We start from the raw sequence: 19,277 nt of genomic DNA, 5'->3' as shown, positions 1-19,277 counted from the left end.
GATGGACAGCCGGAGGGCGGGACAAGCAAGGGGGCATAGGGGACGCAAACCTGACTGGCAGGTTGCACCAAGTGGGCGGCGGGGCTAGGTTGCGATCATCGAACATGGCCGCAACCGAATCGAGCAAGAAGAGATGGCTCACGTGGACCGCGATCGCGATGTTGCTGATCGTGGCCGCGGTGGGGGCGTGGATATGGTCGTCCCTGGGCTACATCACCACCGACGACGCCCGGGTCAAGGCCGACATCGTCACCATCAGCACCGACGTGCCCGGCAGGATCAACGCACTCCCCAGGGAAGAGGGCGACGCGGTGGAGCCCGGCCATATCATGGCGGTGCTGGACAAGCGCGAGGTCCTGATCCGCATCGAGCAGCACAAGGCCGCGCTGGAGCACGCCCGCAGCCTGCTGATGCAGGCTGAGCGGGAGCTTCGCCACGCGGCCGACGAGCGGAGGCGCGAGATCAAGGAAGCCGAGCGGCTGGCCAAGAAGGCGCGGGTGCGGGAAGCCGAGGCGGAGTTGCAGGAGCTCCAGTTGCGGCTGGGGCTGATGACGCTGCGCAGTCCGGTGAAGGGCGTGGTGGTGAAGAAGAATGCCCACAAGGGAGAGTTCGTGCAGGCCGGCCAGCCCGTCTACATGGTGGTGGACTCCAGCCGCTACTGGGTGGAAGCCAACGTGGATGAGACCCAGATCCGCTTCGTCAAGCCCGGCAACAGCGCCACGGTGAGGCTGGATTCGTATCCCGGCGTCGAGTTCGAGGGCAAGGTCGTGGACGTGGGCGGCGCCACCACTTCCGAGTTCTCGCTGTTCTCGCCGCAAAAGCTCACCGGCGTGTTCATCAAGTCTACGCAGAAGCTGCCGGTGAAGATCGCGGTGGAGAACACCGACGGCATCCTCCGGGTGGGCATGCTCGCGGTGGTTCGGATCGCGAAGCCGGAATCCGGCGAGGACGGACTCCAGGCCAGCGGGCGCCCCGGGAGTTTGTCTGAGTAGTCAAATACAACCCCTCTCCCTCTGGGAGAGGGTGGCCGAAGGCCGGGTGAGGGCCTAACAAGCCATGACTCCCGCGCCGCCTCCCGTCCAGACATACGACCCCGCCCGCAAGTGGCCCGTCACCATCACCCTGTCGCTGGGGATGATCAGCGTCGGGCTCGGCATCACGGGCGTCGACACCGCCATCCCGGCGATGATGTCGTCGCTGGGCACCTCGCTGCACCGGATCCAGTGGGTGCTGATCGCGTTCATGATCACCCGCACCGTGCTGATTCCCTGCGTTGGCTGGCTGGGACAGCGCATCGGCGACCGCAACCTCTTCATCCTGAGCGCCGCCACCTTCGGCGCGGGCTCGTTCCTGTGCTCCATCGCCTGGGACGTCAACTCGCTGATCTTCTTCCGCATCATCCAGGGCATGGGGGTGGGGCCGCTCATCGGCGTGTCCATGTCCATCATGTACGAGGCCTTTCCGCGGAACGAGCGCGGGCTCGCCATGGGGCTGTTCATGACCGGCTGGTCGCTGGGGCCGTTCTTCGGACCGCCGGCGGGCGGCTATCTGGCCCAGTACATAAGCTGGCGGACGATCTTCTACCTGCCGCTCCCGACCCTGATTTTCGCCGTCATGGCGGCGGTGGTCATCCTTCCCCGGCGGTCCTCGTCCCACAAGCCCTCCGCCTTCGACCTGCTCGGATTCCTGACCCTCACCGGCGGGCTCGTGGTCATGCTCCTGGGCCTCACCCAGGGCCAGGAGGAGGGCTGGACCAGCCAGCGGATCCTGTCCCTGTTCGGAACCGCCGCCCTGCTCATCGCGGTCTTCATCATCGCCGAGCTCCGGGCCGAGCACCCCTATGTCCAGATCCGCTACTTCAAGGACCTCAACTTCAGCATCTCGAGCATGATCGTGCTGATCCGGGTCATGGGGTTCCGCGGCACCAGCTTCATCTTGAATCTGTTCCTGCAGAAGGCGCTCTTCTACCCGCCCCTGCAGGCCGGCATCTTCATGCTTCCCGCCGCCGTCGCAGTGGGCATCGTGTCGCCCTTCGCCGGCATGCTGTCGGACCGGTTCGGACCCAGGATCCTGCTGGTGACGGGGCTCGTGCTGCTCACGGTGACGCTCTTCAGCCTGGCCAACGTCACCATCTGGACCGGCGTGGGTGTGATCTACTTCCTGGTGATACTCAAGAGCATCGGCCAGTCCACCATCAACGCGCCGCTCAACTCCATCGCCTTGGGCGCCCTGCCCGAGGGCGAGTCGCGCATGGGCAGCGGCATCCTGGGCCTCGCCCGCGGGTTGGGCGAAGCCTTCGGCATCGCCACCCTGAGCTTCCTCCTGGAGCGCCACATCTTCTACAAGGTCGAGGCCATGACCCCCGGGCTAGGCGCCCGCCTGACGGAAAACCTGCGCGACGATGTCATGCTCCAGATCCACGCCCTGCTCCAGCACGCCGGCCAGTTCGGCATCGGCCTGGAACAACGCGCCGAGTCACTGCTGGGCTTCAGCCTGCTGACGGAGGGCGTGACCCTGGCCTACCACCAGCTATTCGTCCTGATCGGAATCATGTACCTGGGGCTGGTGGTGATGGTGTCGTTTCTGAAGACGCGGAGGGGGCAGGAGAAGGCGCCGCCGGTGGCGGGGTCGGCGGAGGCGGCGGGGACGAGGACTGCCTGACAACGAACGCCGCTACAGCAGCTCCTTGCCGACCGGCTTGGAGTCGATCCAGGCACGATCCTCGGACCCGGGGGTTTCGTTTTCGTCACACTGCGCCAAAAGCTCCTCAAGGGAGTAGCGGGGACGGGCCTTCGGCTCGCTCACGAGACGTTCTATGGTCATCGATCCTCCTTCACCGTGCGTTCCTCCTTGACCGTCGTAGTATAGCGCACCCCTCTCGGCACGGGTACCGCCTGATGCACGGTGGTGCCGTGCTTGCCTTCGGTGCGCCGGCTGGCGTCCACCGCGACAAAGGCCGTGTAGTCGGACATGAGGCCGTATTCCAATGCGGTCTTCTTGATGGCGCCGGCCAACTCGTTGTGGGGGTCGTGGGTCCAGGTTTGGCGGTCGGCGAGGTCGGCGATGCGCAGTCGCGCCCAGATGTTGGGGATGAAGGCGTGCGCGTCCTCTCCGCCGGACCGGGGCACGGCGTACTCGACGCGTTTTCCGCCGGCGCGGCCCCGTACCACGGGCTTGCCCGGCTCGCCCGTGAACTTGCCGGTGACCACCACGGCGCGGCCGACGAAGAGATCGGGCAGGCGCTTGGGGTAGGTGTTGGTCACCTTCATCGTTCCCCAGTCGATCTCGACGTCCGAGAGCACGGGGCGGCTGATGCGGTTGAAGAAGTAGCGCATGACTTCCGCGCCGGAATCGTCCAGCGCTAGGTAGGCGGCGGCGCCGCGCCCCACCTTGGCCATGCGGTTCAGGAGATAGCGGTTGACGGAGTCACCCACGCCGAAGCTGAAGATTCTCGACTCTCCGATGGACTTGTGGATGGCCTCCAGTATCTCGACCTCGTTGCCGATGTAGCCGTCGGTCAGGAAGGTCACGAAGCGCAGGCGCCGGGGTTCGTGGGGGAAGTTCAGGGCGGCGCGGATGCCTTCGATCATCTCCGTGCCGCCGCTGCCCTCGAGTTGCCGGACGTACCGTTTCGCCCGGGCGACGTTCTCCGGCGTGGCCGGTACGGGGTTGGGTCCGAACCGGCTGGCGTTGTTGGAGAAGCGGATCACCTGGAAGGTGTCTCCGGGCTTGAGCAGGTCCAGGGCCGCGAGAATGGCCGCCTTGGCCTGGGCGATGGGTTCGCCCTGCATGGAGCCCGAGCAGTCGAGCACGAACACCATCTCCATGGGATGCCGCGGCGCGGCGTCGAGATGTTCGGGCGGATAAAGCACCATGGTGAAGTACCCCTGTCCCTTCTTGCGGTCCACGTAGGTCAGGAGGTTCGTCTTGACGCGGCCGCCCGCCACCTTGAACTTGAGGACGAAGTCCCGGTTGGGGATCGTCGCCTGGTCGGCGAGCCTGATGGTGGCGGCATCGGGAGCCGCGCGCGTCTGGTCGATGCGGTGGCTCGACTCGATGGCCTCGATGGCGACGCCGGCGTCGAGCTTCACCGTGATGCCGATGTCGTGCCCCGATCGTTCCTCGGGCCGCAGATAGCGCACGCCCGTGCCGGTGGATACGGGTTGAACGTGCGTCCGCGGAAGCGGGTGCACGGGGTCCTTGGAGCCGGGCGGGTTGTAGCGCGGACCCACCACGGTAGGGAGCACGAACGTGTACCAGCCGTCGCGGTAGGCCAGCGAGTGGAAGTAGCGGATGTTCACGTCGATGCGCTTGCCGGGCTCGATGTTGGCCACCTTCTGCTCGAAGATGTTGGGGCGGTGCTGGGTCAGCAGGCTCGCCTGGTAGCCTTGCGCGCGCGCCTCCCGGTAGATGGCCTCGGCCTCCTCCTTCTCCCTCAGGATGCCGCGGATGCGGCGTTCGCCGATGGTCATCACGAACTCGCTCACCGCGGCCTTCTCGGGCAGCGGGAACATGTAGACGGCCTCGATTTTCTCGTCGAAGGGGTTCTCAAACTGTTGGGTGACGTCTACCGTGCCCACGTACCCGGTGATCGCCGCGTGAACCTCGGTGTGCGTGAGCGGAAGCGGGACCTCCGCCTTCTCCTCTCCTGCGGAGGGGCGTGTGGTCACCAGCGCTCCCGAGCCCGGATGTTCCGGTTGCGCCCGCGATTGGTCGGTATCGGCCGGCCGCGGCGTTACAATGACCCAAAGCTCTTCATCCGGGTCCAGCGACCGGACTGGCGCTGTCGCCAGGTCGGCAGTTGCTGATTGAACCATTAGCGGCGCAAACAGCGGTCCACCGCCCCCTCCCTTTCTCCGGAAAGCCCGGTGCCTCAAGGACCGCGGAGGGGGCGAGGAGGCATGGCTGTCGGTCCTGCGTTCCAGGGCGGCCCCAGCGGCCGGCGGAGACGGGACACCGGAAACCTGCCCGGTTCCGCCTTGGGGCGAGGCCGGACCAGCGACGGCGCCACCCGGCTCGGGGTCCGGCGCGTCGGTCGCGCATGCCGCTACCATCAGGAGCATGCACAGGGCGGCCACGGTCGTCCACGTATCGGCGATTCCTTGCTGTTTCATTTACGCGATCTCCCTGGCTGGATGTCGAGATGTACGGTGGCGGGCACGGGTTTGCCCTCGGCGTTGCCTGCCGTGACCAGTCTCAGAACGTATTCGGGCTCGGAGTCGCCGGTGAGGTGAACGTGAACGGTGGCGATGCGGAACCTGCCCACCGGAAGTTCGTTCCCGGACCGCAACGTGAAATCGGCGACGATGATGCGGTCGGCACGGCCGTCGTTGACGGCCTTTCGGTCATAGTAGGGTGCCCTGGCAAACGCCGGACTGTCCCCGTTCTCGACCCCCACCACGCGCATCCCGCCGGCGGCTTCCGACAGCTCGAACTGCCAAGCCGCCACGGGCTCGGCGGATTCCAGGTGGATGTCGAGGGCCGCGAAACGGACCTTCGTGTATTCCGCGTACGACCAGCCCGGCAAGGCGGCGGCCCAGAGCGCAAAGCAAAGCAGAAGTGTCAAGCGCCGGCGATTCATAGCTTGTCCGCGGAACCGTCCAACGCCACGACGCTCATGGCCAGGGCGTCGATCTTCGTTTGAGCGGCAGGCGCACGGTCGGCGCGCGCCATGCGGGCCAGGGCAAAGGCGTCGAGAATGTCCACGGTCCCGGAGCCGTCGACGTCGTCGGGTATGCCGGCGACGGTAGCGACCCGTAGGTCGGCGGGTCCCATCGGCGTGTACGTCCGCCAGAGAAGAACACCCACCAGGAGGCTCGCGGCCAGGCTTCCCGCCATGGCCCAACGAAACCCGGCCGGACGCGCGCGCCGCGGCCGCGTCAGGAAGTGCTCTCTGGCCGCCTCGGCAATGCGCCGGTCCGCCTCCGGCGACATGACCGCCACCGACCTGTCGAGGCGGGCGAGTTCCTGGGCCAACTCCTCGGGCAGGTCGATCTCTTCTTCAGCGGACGGCATGCCGTGTGCCGGTCGCGTGGGCAGGATCCTTCTGTCGTCGTCGCGCTCCATGGTTCCACCCCGTTAAGCGCGCGAGGCGGCCAAAAGGTTCACGGCTTGCCGAAATCCTTGATCTCGGGGCTTTCCCGCAACTCTCTGACCGCGAGATGGAGCCGGGACTTGACGGTGCCGAGGGGTATGGAAAGGGTGTCCGCGATGTCCTGCAGGGACATGTCGTCGACGAAGCGCAGGAGCAGCACCTCGCGGCGCTCCGCGGAAAGACGGGCCAGAGCCGCCGACAACCGCGCCGGGTCTCGCTCCGCCGGATCGGTGCCGCTCGGCGCCTGCAACCGGTCCGGATCGAACTCCTCGGAATCGTCCAGGCGCGCTCGCTGCCGCAGGGAGGAAAGGGTCAGGTTCTTGGCTACCGGATAGAGCAACGACCGGAGCTGCGCCGTGAGCACCAGCCCTTCGCCCGTGGGGGGAAACTTCTTCAGCAGGTAGAGAAACGTCTCCTGCAGCACGTCGACGGCCGCGTCCCGGTCGGCGCCGAATCGCAGGGCCACCCGCGTGACGTAGTCGCGGTGCCGCCGGTACAGCGTTTCAAAGGCCCGGACCGCCTCATCGCGGTCGCCGCGGTTGCATAGCTCCACCAGCTCCTTGTCGCTGCGTCGGTCCCACGCATGTGCCATGGAGCGTCCAGTATAGGGCTTCCCCGGCGGCGGGGAAATTCCCTCTCGCCTTCACTTGCGGAAACCCGACTTGCCGGCCATCCAGAGACCCACATGACGCAACCGCCGGAACCACGGGTAGAAGAAGCGCGCCCGTTCGGAGCTGGACCCCACCCATCTCGTGAGCATGTTGACCCAACCGGGTTCTGAGGCCAGGGAACCGAGCGCCTCCATGGCCTCGGCTCCCTGGTAACGCCGGCCCTCCAGAACGAGGATCATGCCGTCTTCGAGGTCGCAGCCATCCCGCCGCAACTCGTCCACGAGGGCAGGAGCGTTTCTGCCGTCGATGAACCGCAACCGCCCTCCGTCGGCGGTCCTGAACCTGGACTTCCGCGCATACGTGCGGCAGTAGACGCACTCGCCGTCGTAAAGCAGAAAGTCGTTTCTTCCGCTGGAGTCCGTTTTACAATCCTCCTGAGTCAGCCTATGATTTTTTCATGTGGAATCGTAGGTACTCCCGCCGCGGCGCCTTGTTTGCCGCGGCAGCAGCGGGTGTCACGGGCCTGTCGTGGCTGGCCTGTTCGCGGGCGACGCTCCTGGACTATCCTTTTTCTGGTCCCGCGGCGGACCGCTCGCTCGGACTGGCGCCGCCACTTGCCTGCACGCGTGCCATACCCGAGACGACCGAGGGACCGTTCTACACGCCGGGGACGCCGCTCCGCACCAGTCTACGGGAACCGGGCTCGAACGGCCGGTCGCTGGTGCTGCAGGGGCTTGTGCTCTCGCCGGACTGCCGTCCCATCGGCGGCGCCGTGGTCGACATCTGGCATGCCGACGAGAACGGGCGCTACGACAACTCGGGGTTCCGGTACCGCGGCCATCAGTACACCGACCCCGCCGGGGCGTTTCGCTTCGAGACCATCCGGCCGGTGCGCTATACGGGGCGCACGCCGCATATCCACGTCAAGGTCCAGGGCCCGGCCACGCGCCTGCTCACGACCCAGCTCTACTTTCCCGACGTGCCCGACGAGAACGCCCGGGACAACATCTTTCATGACGACCTGTTGCTGGACCTGAGCCGCACTCCGCAAGGCTGGCTCGGGCGCTTCGACTTCGTGCTCGCACCGGGCTGATTTCAACCGCTCGCGCAACGAATCCACTGCCCGAACCACGGACCCCCGGTTTCGCCACTCCCGGTCCGCCCACGCTCACGGCCTGACGTAACGAAACTCCAGCGTGGTGCAGCCTTCCTCGGTCCGGTAGGGACCGTGCTTCATTCCCGGGGGACGGCAGGCATACATGCCCTTCTTGAGGAGGCGGTCTCCATCCCACTGGCTTCCCTCCACGATGTACACCTCCTCCCAGAAATCGTGGACGAAGGTCTCCGTGCTCGCCCCGCCCGGGTCCACCTTGAGAAGCCGGGTGACGAAACCGATCTCCGGGTCCTCGGTCAGGATCTTTTGATAGTGACCCGGCGGCGCGCCCTCCACCGGCACCCAGGGCAGGTCGTCCACCGGAAAGAACTCTAGCTCTGGCTTGGGCATGGCCGAACCTCCTTCGTCCTTCGTGTGTTCCTATGCACCGACGACTATCCTATCATACGACGGGTGGAGCGCGGCACGAGGGAAATATTCATCATCGCCGTCTTCTGTCTGGCGCAATCCCTGGCCCAGATCGGCGCCATGGCGTTCGCGGCGCTGCTGCCGGCCTTCTTCGCGGAATGGTCCCTCAGCCACGCGCAGGCGGGGTGGCTTTCCGGCATCATGTTCGGCGCCTACGCCGCCGCGGTGCCGATCCTGCTGCCGCTGACGGACCGGGTCGACGCGCGCAAGGTCTACATGTGCGCGGTTTCCACCACCATGCTGGCCCATCTCGGCATGGCCTTCCTGGCGGAGGGGTTCTGGACCGGCCTCGTCTTTCGCGCGCTGAACGGCATCGGCTGGGCCGGCACCTACATGGTGGGGCTCAAGGCGTTGTCCGAACGGGTGGAGGGGCCGGCACAATCGCGCGCCGTGGCCGTTCACGGCGCCAGCACGGGGATCAGCAGCTCGTTCTCCTTCGTCATCGCCGGCGCGGTGACGGCGCAATTCGGCTGGCAGGCCGCGTTCATGGTCGGGGCCGGCGGGGCGTTCGGGGCGTTGCTCGTGGCCCTGACCCTTTTCCCGGCAAGTCCGCGGCGGGAACGGCCGGCCTCCGCGCCGCGGATCCTGGACTTCAAGCCGGTGCTCCGCAACACCTCGGTCATGGCCTATGCCCTGGGATACTGCGTGCACACCTGGGAGATGTTCGTCGTCCGTTCCTGGATGGTGACTTTCCTGACCTTCGCGGCGGCCCAGGGCCCCGGTGCGCCGAATGTCCTCGTTCCGACCGTGGTGGCGACCCTGGCGAGCCTGCTCGGCACGGCCTCCAGCGTCCTCGGCAACGAGATGGCGCGGCGCCTGGGCCGCAAGCGCTGGATCCTGCTGGTGTTCACGGTATCCATGGCATTGGCGCTGGCAGTGGGCTTTACGGCGGGGGTGGGATACGGCACGGCCGCCGTCGTCTGTCTCCTCTACAACGCGGCGATCTACGCGGATTCCTCGTCGCTCACCGCCGGCACGGTCGGCAACGCCGACCCCGAGAGGCGCGGCGCCGCGCTGGCCGTGCACGCGATGCTGGGCTACGGCGGCGGCTTTGTCGGGCCGTTGATGATGGGCCTGATCCTGCACGTGCTCGGCGGCGAAAGCGTGCTCAACTGGGGCATCGCCTTCGGCCACATCGCCGTCGTGCTGCTGGTGGGGCCGCTGGCCATCCGCGCTCTCAAGCCGCGTGACCTGCCCGGCGACCGGCCCGGCGCGGACTAGCCGACTGTCCCGATCAGGAAAACCGGCGCAAGGAACTGGCGAGCCCTACGAGGGAAAGACTGTAGATGAGCCACTTGGACGGATCGAAGTTATACCACTGAGGGCCGTTCCGATAATCGCTTTGATACCTGTGGTGATAATTGTGGTAGCCCTCTCCGAAGGTGATGAGCGAGATCCACCAACTGTCACGACTGGAATCGGATACCCCGTGAGGTTGGGTACCCCACAGGTGGCAAATGGAATTGATGCAAAACGTGGAGTTCAAGACAAAGAAGGTCCGCCCGACTCCGGCGAGCAGGAAACAGCCCAGCCCCCCGAACCAGCCGTCGTACAAGAAGCCCACCACGAAGGGCAGCGCCAGGCCGGAAAGGACAATGGGGATGTAGTAGCGATGTTGCCACATCACGACCGCGTCCTGTTTCAGCTTGCGGGCAAATTTATCGTCTCTATGGGGGTCGCTCCAGAACAGCCAACCGCAATGACTATGCCAGAATCCTCGCTTGGCACTGTAAGGATCTTCTTCCTGGTCGCACCGGGCATGATGGCGGATATGATCCGCTGTCCATCTGAAGCCTGAATTTTGTAGAGCCCATCCTCCTGCGATCAAGAGAAGGCCCTTCACCCAATCGGTGCAGGCAAAACTTCGGTGGGCCAGCAAGCGGTGGTACCCCACGGTAATGCCGAGTCCCGTGATGACGTAGAGCACCACGAACATGGCCCAATCGACCCAGGAATAACCATAAAAATACGCGTAGGCCGGCAACCCGACGACTGCACCGGCCACGACGCTGGAGAACAACGTAATGTTCAAACGATTCGGAGTCCGCAAACGATAGCCTCCTCTTCCTTTCTCTCCTGCTCAAGCTACCACAAGTCCCCGCAGGGTTCACGTCAACCCACGGTCCATGGCGCCATTTTTCCTCTACCCGTCGTCCACGATGCTGCCGCGCTCGATGACGAAGGTACGGTCGAGGAGCCTGGCGATGTGGACGTCGTTGGACTCGGCCACCAGCACGGAGGCGCCCTCCTTCTTGAGGTCGTCGAGTATTTCCACCATGCGCTGGGCGAAGATCGGCGCGATGCCTTCGCCGGGCTCGTCCAGCAAGAGCAGCCTGGTGCCACCCATCAGCGCGCGGGCGAAGGCGACGAACTTCTGCTGGCCGCCGGACAGGCTCGTGGCGCCGCGGTGGCGAAACTCCTCGACCTCGGGCATGAGGCCGTAGATCCACCGGAGGCGCTCGCGGGCGTTGTCCGCGCCGGTAGCCCAGACGGGCAGCAGGATGTTCTCTTCGGCGGTCAGCTCGGGCACCAGCCGGCGGTCCTCGGGCATGAAGCCGATGCCCAGGTGGGCGCGGCGATGGGCCGGGGTCGCGGCAAGGTCGACGTCGCCGAGCCGTACCGTGCCCCGCTGGACCGAGAGCGCACCCATGACCGCGCGCATGAACGTGGTCTTGCCGGCGCCGTTGCGGCCGATGAGGCCGCACATGGATCCCGACGGGACGCTCAAATGGATCCCGCGCAGGATCGGGGTGGCGCCGATGCTCACGTCGAGATCGCTGACGGCGAGAGTCTCCTCACCGGACGGGGAACGCCCTGATGCCGCTGTCCGTGCTTCCGTGCCCGGGTCATGCCCCCGGCCCAGCACGTATTCCCGCACGCCGTCGTCCCGCATCGCCCGCGCGGTGGGGGCGTCGCAGATGATCTCCCCCTGGTAGAAGGCGAGCACGCGGTCCACGTAGCGTTCGACGATCTCCATGTCGTGCTCGATGAACAGGACGGTGGTGCGCTCCTCCTTCAAGGCCTGCATGAGGATGTCCATGATGGCGAACTTCTCTTCCGCGCTGATGCCGCTGGTGGGCTCGTCGAGCATGAGCAGCCTGGGCTTGCGCACCGTGGCCATGGCGATGTCCAGGAGCTTGCGGATACCCTGGGGCAGCGCGGAGCCGATGACGTCCCGGTACTCCGCGATCTGGTAGCGCGCCAGGTGGGCTTCCACCCGGGCCGCCCGCTCTTCCTCCATGAGCGGCGTCAACAGGCCCGCGCCGTCCTCTTCGGCGACGCCGAAGGCCATCATCAAGTTGTCGAAGACGGTCTCCGAGAGGAAGACCTGGGGCACCTGAAAGGAGCGGCAAAGGCCCAGGCGCGTGATGGCCCGCACCGAGAGCCCGAGGATGCTCTGGCCCATGAATTCCACGGTGCCGCCGCCGGGCGGGAGATGGCCGGTGACCAGGTTGACGAAGGTGGTCTTGCCCGCGCCGTTGGCGCCGATGACGCCGATGGTCTCGCCTTCCTCCACCACGACGTTGATGTCGTGGGCGGCCACCACGGCGCCAAAGGACTTCTCGAGATCGTGGACTTCCAGGACGGTGGACACGGCGGCTATGCCTCTTCCTCTCTCGCTTGGAGCCGGTCGGCGGACCCCGGCCCCGCCCTGTTCCGCCGCCGTTCCACCAGCGACCACAGTCCATTGGGCAGGAACATGATGATGGCGAGCAGCGTTCCGCCCATGATCAACTGCCAGATTCCCGGGAACTGGTCGAAGGCATAGGTGCGTATGAGCTCGTACATCAACGCGCCGATGAAGGGCGCGACGACGTTGCCGGTGCCGCTCAGGATGGCGATGAAGACGAAGTCCCCGGACACCGGCCAGTACACCATGGAGTCCGGGTCCACGTGGCCGATGGTGAGGGCGGCGACGGCGCCGCCGAACCCGCCAAGCAGTCCGGAGATCACGTATTTTGCATGGACCGCCCGCTCCCCGGAGTAGCCCAGGTAACCCAGGCGGATCTCGTTCTCCCGCACCGCGGTGGTCATGTTGCCCAGGGTGGAGCGCAGGTAGAGGTGCACCAGCACCGCCACCCCCCAGGTCAGGATCGCGGCGAACACGAACAGCGCGGTCTTGTTCTCCGCCCCCAGGGGCGCGTACCAGAGGTAGGTCGTGGCCTCCAGGCTGATGCCGTCGGTGGACCCCAGCTCCTCGAGCTTGGCCAGCACGCCGTAGAGGATCATGGAGAACGCCATGTTCAGCAGCGCGAAGAAGATGCCCCGGTACTGCCGCAGCAGGAAACCCAGGCCGTACGCCAGAAGGCCCGCGGTCACCACCCCGCAGGCGATGGTCAGGAAGGCGTCGGTGATGCCCAGGTAGCGGCTCATGAGCCCCACGGTGTAGGCGCCGAAGCCGAAGTAAAGCGCGTGGCCGAAGGAGATCAACCCGCAGCGCCACAGCACCAGCAGCCCCAGCGCCACCGAACCCCGGGCCAGGGAAAGCGTCAGGATATTGCGGAACCAGTCGGGCACCACGAAGTTGAGCACCAGCAGTGCGACGAGCCCGATGGTCAGGCCCCAAAGGGTCTTGTCCTGGCGCCAGCTCATATGGTTCTCGGCTTGGCGGGCGCGAACAGCCCCTGAGGCCGGACGATGAGCACCGCGGCCATGATCAAGTAGATGACGAACAGCTCCAGGGCCGGCTCCTGGTGCACGGCGAAGGCCCGCGCCACGCCCACGATCACCGAGCCGATGAGGGCGCCGGGAATGCTGCCCATGCCGCCGATGACCACCACGGCGAACGCCAGCACGATCACCTCCACTCCGATGCCGGGCTGGACCGAGATCGCCGGCGCTTGGTAGGCGCCGCCCAGGGCCCCCAGGAACGAGCCCAGCATGAAGGTCAACAGGAAGATCCGGTTGACGTTGATCCCCATGGCCTGGGCCAGTTCCCGGTCATAGATCACCGCCAGCAGAAGCTTGCCGAACTGGGTCCGGTTGAGCCCGTACCACAGCACCGCGGCCACCACGGCCGACAAGAGCACCATGGACAGGCTGTAGTTGTCGAAGGGAAGCCCGGCGATCTCCGTCGAGCCCAGCAGCCCGAGGGGCTCCGGCGCGAGATAGGGATCGGTGCCCCAGATCAGCAGCAGCACGTCCTCGAGCACCAGGAACGCCGCGAAGGTCGCCAGCACGATGATGTGCTCGTCCTCGTGATAGAGATGGCGCAGCAGGCCGCGCTCGATGATGAGGCCGAAGACCACCCCGAGGAAGGCCGCCGCCAACAGCATGACCGCGAAGGCGCCGAACTGCGGCCAGTCCACCCGGAAATAGAGGATCAGCAGCGTGGCCGCGAGATAGGCGCCGAACGCGTACAGCGCTCCGTGGGTGACGTTGAGGAGCTTCTGGACGCCGCAGATGACGGTCAGGCCCACGGCCACCATGAACAGGTAGGAGCCGTAGACGAGACCGTCAACCAGGATGATCAGTAGCAGCTCGAGATCCAACGGTTCCTCAGTCGCACTGGGCGCCCTTCATGCCGCCCTTGACCCAGTCCGCCGCGTTGACGCCTTCCGGCGGGTTCACGCACTCGGCCTTGAATTCCACCACGTCCCTGACCACGATCTCGCCCTTGGCATCGTCCCACTCGGCATAGCCCCAGCGGTCCGAGGTGACCGCCTGGTGCCCCTTGCCGATGGACATCTTGACCTTGGCGGCGAGGATGTCGAAGGTGGCGTGCTCCAGCGCCTTGATCACCTGGTCGGTGGACGGGAACTTGCCGCCGTTGGCCTTCATGGCCGTGTCGTAGGCGTACTTTGCCGCCACGATGCCATCGGCGTAGTGATAGGCCGGCGACGAAGGCGGCTGCTTGTACGCCTTGCGGTACTCGCTCCGGAACCACTTGTTGAGCGGGGTGTCGATACCCTCCGCGTACAATCCGTAGGGACCGCGGGCGAGCTGTCCCGGCGGGAACTTCTTGCCGATCCGGTGGGCCGTTATTTCGCCTACCGTGAAAACGAACGTCTTGCGCTTGAACAGTCCCCTGGCTTTGCCCTGGGCGATCAAGGCCTCGATGTCGCCGCCCCAGAAGCTCGAGTGCACCACCTTCTGCCTGGCTCTGAGCAGCACCGAGATCTCGGTGCCGTACTGGCCGGAGAACAGCTTGGGGAACTGCTGCTTCTTGGCCGGCCTGAGTTCCGGCGCCAGGGTCTGCACGCCCAGGTTGAAATCGCGCCAGGCATCCTGGCCCCAGGCGTAGTTCTGGTTGATGCCCATGTAGCCGTCCTTGGCCTCGTTCCGGAGCTTCTTGACGACGTAGTGCGCGGCGCCCACGTTGCCCGCGGTGCTATGGTTGATGATGCGGAAGAGGTACTTCGGCTCCTTCACCAGCTCCTCGAAGACGCGCGGCGTGCCGCATACCGTCAGCAGAGTCAGGACCCGAAGCTCCTCCACCACCCGGGCGATGGCGGCGCAGCTCCCGGAGGAGACATAGCCGACCACGACATCCACGCCCTCCTTCTGCACCTTGTTGCGCAGCTCCGTCACCTGCTTGGTGCCGCCGCCCGACTCGTCGTAGACCACGAGATCGATCTTGCGGCCGGCCAGCCCGACGCTGTTGTAGGGCGCCGGCAGGGTCCCTTCGTTGATGGCGCGGACCACCAGCTCCACGCCGTTCTTGGATGCGGTGCCGTAAGTCGGCGCGCCGCCGCCGGTAAGGAACGTCGGAACCGCCACCTTGACGGTCTGCGCCGAGGCGGCAGCCGCCGCCAGCAACACCGCTAGAGCCGCGGCCAACGCCATGAATTTGGTACGAGGTATTGCGCTCATGTCAGCCTCCCATGTCTGTGATCGCCGCCGGCCATGCGGCCGCGGCAGACCGGGCACCGTTGAGCACGCCGCGGCATGGGTCCGCTCGCGGCGTGCTGATGATTGGGCTATACGGTATAGCGCAAGTCACGCCAAAGCAAGCCCAAAGGATCGGGGCGGAACGCAGTCGCCGTCATGGAGGACTTCGGACATGGCCAGGAACATGACTCAACGAGGCAAGGTCGATCTGGAAGGTCTACACGCCCCGGAGGTGCAGGCGATGAAGGGAATCCAGCCGCCGGCCGACATGCCCTTCCGTATCGGCAACATGAGTCACGCCGTGCTGGTGGTCCGGGACATCGACGCCTCCGTCCGGTTCTACACCCAGGTGCTCGGCTTCAAGGTTTCCGACGTCTACCCGGAGAGCATGGTGCCGGGCCGGATGGTGTTCATGCGCTTCAACGAAGACCATCATGGGCTCGGCGTCATCGGTCAGGCCGAGGATACTTCCGAGGGCCGGGAACTGCACCACCTGGCGTTCGAGGTCCCCACACTCGACGATGTCTTCCGCGCCCGGGACCACCTCGAGAAGCACGGCGTGCCCATCGATTTCCACGGCCGCCGTCGAGCCGGCTGTCAGGTGTCGGTGGAGTTCCGCGACCCCGACGGCCACAGTCTGGAAATTTTCTGGGGGCTCGACCAAGTGGACTGGGAGGGCGAGGCCCGGCCGCCCGAGGAATGGGCGCCGAGACCTTCGCTCGAAGAGGCGTTGAACGAGGCGCCGCCGGGACAGGACACCACTCTCGCCGATCCGGACCTGCAGCGGAAGTAGTTGGCTGCCGCCGCCGGCGATGGGAGAAAAGGGGGTTGCCGGTACGACTACCAGGTCATGCTGGCGCTCAGCATGACGCCATGGTTGGCGCCGCCGCGAGCCGGATTGCGGTGCATGCCTTCCAGGCTCATCCTGACGGACGACCCCAGCGTGAACTGCCCGCCGAGGCTGAACCGCCGTGACCCCGCCCCGGAGAGCGACACGTCGGTGTAGGGAGTCAGCACGCCCCGGCCGCCCCACGAGGTGCCGAAACCATACGCTACCCGCGCATGGACGCGCCCCGTTTGATCGTCTGCCACCAAGTCGGTGACGCCGGTGTTCCATAGCCGTTTCACGCCGCCCGCCGTCGGGCCCCAGGCCGGCCGCAGGCTCACCGCGAACCCCAGGCCCGCCTCGCCCGGATCGAGCCGCAACAACCCGCTCACACCCCACTCCTCGTAATCGCCGCTGTGGGCGAACAGGGTCCGGGCCCGGCCTTCGACGGTCAGTCCCGAGGCGGCGTCCGCGTAACGCAGGCCTCCTCCGGTCTCGACGCCGCCACCCGTGTCGCCGTCGCCGCCGTCATAGCGCATGCCCACCTCGATGGACGGCGTAAAGGTCGCCCCCGAGTCAAGTCTCCGCTCGTGCACCCCTTCCAACATCAGCCGATGCCGGCTGGCGCTCAACGTCGTTTCCTCGAGAGTCCCGGAACCGTCGATATCCGCCCACGAAAACGCCGTCTCGCCCTTCAGACGCAGGCTCGTAGTGCCGCCCCCGACCACCCCATCGCTGGACAACACAGGCCCGTTCACCCCGGCCGCCACCATCCGCTGCGTCAGGTCGCTCGCTTCCGTGCCTCCCGACTCGTCGAGTTCCACCTCGCCCCAGCCATAGCCCCCCGTAACCCACAGGTTCATGCCGCCCGGGGACTGCCAGCCCACGTACGGATTGACGCTCGTCACGGTGGTCGCGGCCTCGCCCGTCACCCCGGAGGCCGTGTAGTCCACGGTTCCCCGCGCCCACCCCAGCGAGACTCCCGCCAGCAGGTCCTCGCTCAGCCTGGTGTCCACCCCGATGTTGGCCCCCATCACGTTGCCGTCGTAGTCCACCGTCTCCGCGTTGCCGCCGGAGAAGTTGCGGTAGTCGCCGCTTCCCCAAAACGCCAGGTTTCCCAACAGGCCACCGGCTCCCGCCGCGTTGAGCGGCAGGGTGAAGGATGAGCCATCGAGCAGCCGGCCAAGGTCGAAGGTGCCGTTCCCCAGCGCCCGCCCGTTTGCCAGCAGGGCATCGGACAGCGTTGAAGCACCGCCGAGGGTGAACCCTTTGGCCGAGGCAGTGCCGGAGTTCGCCTGCTGGATCCGGCCCGAGACGGCGTCCACCGCGCTGGCGGTCATGGCGCGCATCACCTGGGGCAGCACGGACTTGACGGCCGTGTTCCGGCGCGCGGCGACTACATTGGGCGAGCTCTGGTAAAATCCCGACCCGACGATGAAGTTGATCGGGCGTCTTCCCCGCGGGGTCACGATTTCATCGGTGAACGCGCGAGCGTAGCCCACCTTGGGGACGTCGGCGCTGTCGGTGTGGTCAGCGGGATCGTCGAAGTAATACTCGACGAAGCCGCCTTCCGGGCTGCTCTTCGCCGCGTCGAGAACCCGCGGCAGAATCAACTCTCCCGTGACGGCATCCCGGACGGTGGGGGTCAAGGGTCGAAGCTCGAACCGGTTCGGAAACGCTCCGTGAAACAGGATCGCGTCGGTGGTGCGATCCAGGATGTAGAGGTACACCGAACCGTGTCTCCACGGCCCGTTCGGATCCCGCAAGGCGATGAACGCCTTCGCGCTGGCGGCCGGATCTCCGCTCTTCAAGAGCCCGGTAACGAAATTCCCCGCTTCCGTGACGAAGGCCTTCAACGTTGCCCGGTCCACCACGTCTCTGGCCGTAACGGCCGGGGCGCCGTGATCGATTTGTTCCGCGGCCAAGGGGACCAAGTGAGACTCGCCGAGATCGAATCCGGCAAGCGCCACGAACGGCAAACCCCCATAGGCGGTGGAGACATAGACACTGGCATGACCGGAGGCGCCCGGCACCACGGAGGTCGCATCGAACGGGCCATCCGGTTCTTGCGACAGTGTGCCGACGACGGCGGCTTGAGCGCGGCCGGCCACGGCAGGATCCGGAGACGCCAGATCGGCCAGAACAGTTTGGGGGACAACCAGCGCGGAAAGGATTGCTTCATAGATCGACGGGTGGAGTTGCCTGCCCGTGAGCGCCATGTCCTTCGTATGCAGGAACAGCCTGCCGTCGAGGGACAGGGCCACGGCGTATGTGGTACCGGAACGCCAAACGCCATCGTCTTGCCTGAGGAGACACGAAAAGTAGAGGAATGGCCCGAGATCCGTCGACTCGTTCTGGCTCCTGAATTGCGCTGTCACGGCCAGAGCGAAGTCCCTCAGACTGCCGCCATCTTCCACCTGTTGCGCCGTCACCGGCGGATCCGGAGGAGGAGTCACCCCCGCGGGGAGTGGACAAGCCGCTTCCGTCTGCGCCACGGCGCGGGGCGCAGCGGCAAAGACGCAGGCCAGCAAGAGCAGGCCGGCACAGAGAATCATTGAAGTCGAGGTCATTGACTCTTGAGACAACGTTCGCAGGGGAATCAGGCGGTGCCCGGTTGGCGGGCCGCCGCCGTCACGCCCGCTTGTTCGTCACCCGGATTGACGATGAAGGCTTCACCGCGCGTGAAGAAGTCACGGACCAGGGCGACAAACCGTTCGGGCTGGTCCACCTCAATGTTGTGTCCGGCGTCATAAACGTAGACCAGCTTGGCGTGGGGGATCTCGCGCGCCAGTAGCTGCCCGCTCTCGGGCGGCATCATGCCGTCTTTCGTTCCCTGCAGCACCAGCGTCTGCTGCTCGATCTCGGGCAAAAGGGCGACGAGCGCCTCATCGAGTCCGACGGATTTGTGGTAGTAGTCCGCCCACCCACGGCTCTCGGCAAGCTGCTCCGGAGTCTTTTCCCCCGGAGGGATGCGCTCCGGGTGCGCGAACATCCGGCTTCGCATCTCCTCCGGACTGCCCGGAGGTTTCTGCGGGATGTGCGGCGGGCGGAAACCCGACGGGCACTGGAGCACGACGGAACTTATCTTTTCCGGGTTGCGCACCGTCACCCACGCCGACAGGAACCCGCCGAAAGACTGGCCTACGAGGTCGCAAGGCCCGCCGATGACCGAATCCACGAACTCGCCGGCGAGATCGGCGAGCGCCGGCATGGTGTCGACGCCCTCATGGGCCGGAGTCCCGTCGAACCCGGGGGCGACCATCATGTGGATCCGGTGGTCGCGCGACAGCTCGTCCAGCGCGTAGGTGAAGCGGATGCCGCCCGCGCTGTGCA

At 66.1% G+C, this 19,277-nt stretch carries 18 protein-coding genes and 1 pseudogene; 5 read left to right on the top strand and 14 right to left on the bottom strand.

What is annotated here, in order from left to right; genetic code table 11:
- Positions 1-104 precede the first annotated feature (104 nt).
- Positions 105-992 (top strand): HlyD family secretion protein, encoded by an 888-nt coding sequence (locus OXU42_01445; GenBank protein ID MDE0028053.1) that lies wholly within the window; start codon positions 105-107, stop codon positions 990-992.
- A gap of 64 nt (positions 993-1,056) precedes the next feature.
- On the top strand, positions 1,057-2,661 hold the full coding sequence (locus OXU42_01440; protein ID MDE0028052.1) for a DHA2 family efflux MFS transporter permease subunit: 1,605 nt from the start codon (positions 1,057-1,059) through the stop codon (positions 2,659-2,661).
- Positions 2,662-2,673: 12 nt separating this feature from the next.
- Here OXU42_01440 and OXU42_01435 read toward each other — a convergent pair.
- From OXU42_01435 to OXU42_01410, 6 genes and pseudogenes are all read right to left on the bottom strand, one after another.
- Positions 2,674-2,811, bottom strand: a pseudogene (locus OXU42_01435) (antitoxin).
- An 8-nt stretch (positions 2,812-2,819) separates the two neighbouring features.
- The gene (locus OXU42_01430) at positions 2,820-4,670 is read right to left on the bottom strand and encodes a VIT and VWA domain-containing protein (protein ID MDE0028051.1); all 1,851 of its coding nucleotides are present in this window, start codon (positions 4,668-4,670) and stop codon (positions 2,820-2,822) included.
- A gap of 440 nt (positions 4,671-5,110) precedes the next feature.
- On the bottom strand, positions 5,111-5,566 hold the full coding sequence (locus OXU42_01425) for a hypothetical protein (protein MDE0028050.1): 456 nt from the start codon (positions 5,564-5,566) through the stop codon (positions 5,111-5,113).
- A gap of 11 nt (positions 5,567-5,577) precedes the next feature.
- Complete coding sequence (locus OXU42_01420; GenBank protein MDE0028049.1) at positions 5,578-6,066, bottom strand: hypothetical protein; 489 nt, start codon at positions 6,064-6,066, stop codon at positions 5,578-5,580.
- A 38-nt stretch (positions 6,067-6,104) separates the two neighbouring features.
- Positions 6,105-6,686: a sigma-70 family RNA polymerase sigma factor gene (locus OXU42_01415; protein ID MDE0028048.1), complete on the bottom strand. Its 582-nt coding sequence runs from the start codon at positions 6,684-6,686 to the stop codon at positions 6,105-6,107.
- Between the two features lie 51 nt (positions 6,687-6,737).
- Positions 6,738-7,100 (bottom strand): DCC1-like thiol-disulfide oxidoreductase family protein, encoded by a 363-nt coding sequence (locus OXU42_01410; protein MDE0028047.1) that lies wholly within the window; start codon positions 7,098-7,100, stop codon positions 6,738-6,740.
- 62 nt (positions 7,101-7,162) lie between these two features.
- On the opposite strand from OXU42_01410, the gene OXU42_01405 reads away from it, so the two are divergent.
- Entirely contained in the window at positions 7,163-7,798 is a 636-nt protein-coding gene (locus tag OXU42_01405) for a hypothetical protein (GenBank protein MDE0028046.1), read from the top strand.
- A 75-nt stretch (positions 7,799-7,873) separates the two neighbouring features.
- Here OXU42_01405 and OXU42_01400 read toward each other — a convergent pair whose 3' ends face one another.
- A complete protein-coding gene (locus OXU42_01400) occupies positions 7,874-8,209 on the bottom strand; it encodes a cupin domain-containing protein (protein MDE0028045.1) in 336 nt (111 codons plus the stop codon).
- Positions 8,210-8,272: 63 nt separating this feature from the next.
- Between OXU42_01400 and OXU42_01395 the strand changes: the two genes are divergently transcribed.
- Positions 8,273-9,508, top strand: a complete 1,236-nt coding sequence (locus OXU42_01395) for an MFS transporter (GenBank protein ID MDE0028044.1) — start codon at positions 8,273-8,275, stop codon at positions 9,506-9,508.
- A 13-nt stretch (positions 9,509-9,521) separates the two neighbouring features.
- On the opposite strand, the gene OXU42_01390 is transcribed toward OXU42_01395, so the two are convergent.
- From OXU42_01390 to OXU42_01370, 5 genes are all read right to left on the bottom strand, one after another.
- Entirely contained in the window at positions 9,522-10,319 is a 798-nt protein-coding gene (locus OXU42_01390) for a fatty acid desaturase (GenBank protein MDE0028043.1), read from the bottom strand.
- Between the two features lie 111 nt (positions 10,320-10,430).
- A complete protein-coding gene (locus OXU42_01385) occupies positions 10,431-11,882 on the bottom strand; it encodes an ATP-binding cassette domain-containing protein (protein ID MDE0028042.1) in 1,452 nt (483 codons plus the stop codon).
- 5 nt (positions 11,883-11,887) lie between these two features.
- Complete coding sequence (locus OXU42_01380) at positions 11,888-12,880, bottom strand: branched-chain amino acid ABC transporter permease (protein ID MDE0028041.1); 993 nt, start codon at positions 12,878-12,880, stop codon at positions 11,888-11,890.
- Positions 12,877-13,779, bottom strand: a complete 903-nt coding sequence (locus OXU42_01375; GenBank protein ID MDE0028040.1) for a branched-chain amino acid ABC transporter permease — start codon at positions 13,777-13,779, stop codon at positions 12,877-12,879. The genes OXU42_01380 and OXU42_01375 overlap by 4 nt, the downstream gene beginning before the upstream one ends.
- Positions 13,780-13,786: 7 nt before the next feature.
- Entirely contained in the window at positions 13,787-15,100 is a 1,314-nt protein-coding gene (locus tag OXU42_01370; GenBank protein MDE0028039.1) for an ABC transporter substrate-binding protein, read from the bottom strand.
- Positions 15,101-15,290: 190 nt separating this feature from the next.
- Here OXU42_01370 and OXU42_01365 point away from each other — a divergent pair, with 190 nt between their 5' ends.
- Positions 15,291-15,911 (top strand): VOC family protein, encoded by a 621-nt coding sequence (locus OXU42_01365; GenBank protein ID MDE0028038.1) that lies wholly within the window; start codon positions 15,291-15,293, stop codon positions 15,909-15,911.
- Positions 15,912-15,958: 47 nt separating this feature from the next.
- Here the strand turns inward: OXU42_01365 and OXU42_01360 are convergent, their stop codons facing one another.
- Both OXU42_01360 and OXU42_01355 read right to left on the bottom strand, forming a co-directional pair.
- On the bottom strand, positions 15,959-18,208 hold the full coding sequence (locus OXU42_01360) for an autotransporter domain-containing protein (GenBank protein MDE0028037.1): 2,250 nt from the start codon (positions 18,206-18,208) through the stop codon (positions 15,959-15,961).
- 335 nt (positions 18,209-18,543) lie between these two features.
- Positions 18,544-19,277 (bottom strand): alpha/beta hydrolase (locus tag OXU42_01355; GenBank protein MDE0028036.1); only part of this gene is annotated, 734 nt, incomplete at its 5' end.

Source organism: Deltaproteobacteria bacterium, from assembly GCA_028818775.1.
Taxonomy (GTDB): Bacteria; Desulfobacterota; Binatia; order UBA9968; family JAJDTQ01; genus JAJDTQ01.
This window is presented reverse-complemented; position numbering and strand designations above follow the sequence as displayed.

Coding starts and splice junctions, on each gene's coding strand:
- OXU42_01370 (MDE0028039.1), bottom strand. CDS start 15,100: ATGAGCGCAATACCTCGTACCAAATTCATGGCGTTGGCCGCGGCTCTA.
- OXU42_01400 (MDE0028045.1), bottom strand. CDS start 8,209: ATGCCCAAGCCAGAGCTAGAGTTCTTTCCGGTGGACGACCTGCCCTGG.
- OXU42_01380 (MDE0028041.1), bottom strand. CDS start 12,880: ATGAGCTGGCGCCAGGACAAGACCCTTTGGGGCCTGACCATCGGGCTC.
- OXU42_01440 (MDE0028052.1), top strand. CDS start 1,057: ATGACTCCCGCGCCGCCTCCCGTCCAGACATACGACCCCGCCCGCAAG.
- OXU42_01405 (MDE0028046.1), top strand. CDS start 7,163: ATGTGGAATCGTAGGTACTCCCGCCGCGGCGCCTTGTTTGCCGCGGCA.
- OXU42_01420 (MDE0028049.1), bottom strand. CDS start 6,066: ATGGAGCGCGACGACGACAGAAGGATCCTGCCCACGCGACCGGCACAC.
- OXU42_01365 (MDE0028038.1), top strand. CDS start 15,291: ATGGCCAGGAACATGACTCAACGAGGCAAGGTCGATCTGGAAGGTCTA.
- OXU42_01445 (MDE0028053.1), top strand. CDS start 105: ATGGCCGCAACCGAATCGAGCAAGAAGAGATGGCTCACGTGGACCGCG.
- OXU42_01415 (MDE0028048.1), bottom strand. CDS start 6,686: ATGGCACATGCGTGGGACCGACGCAGCGACAAGGAGCTGGTGGAGCTA.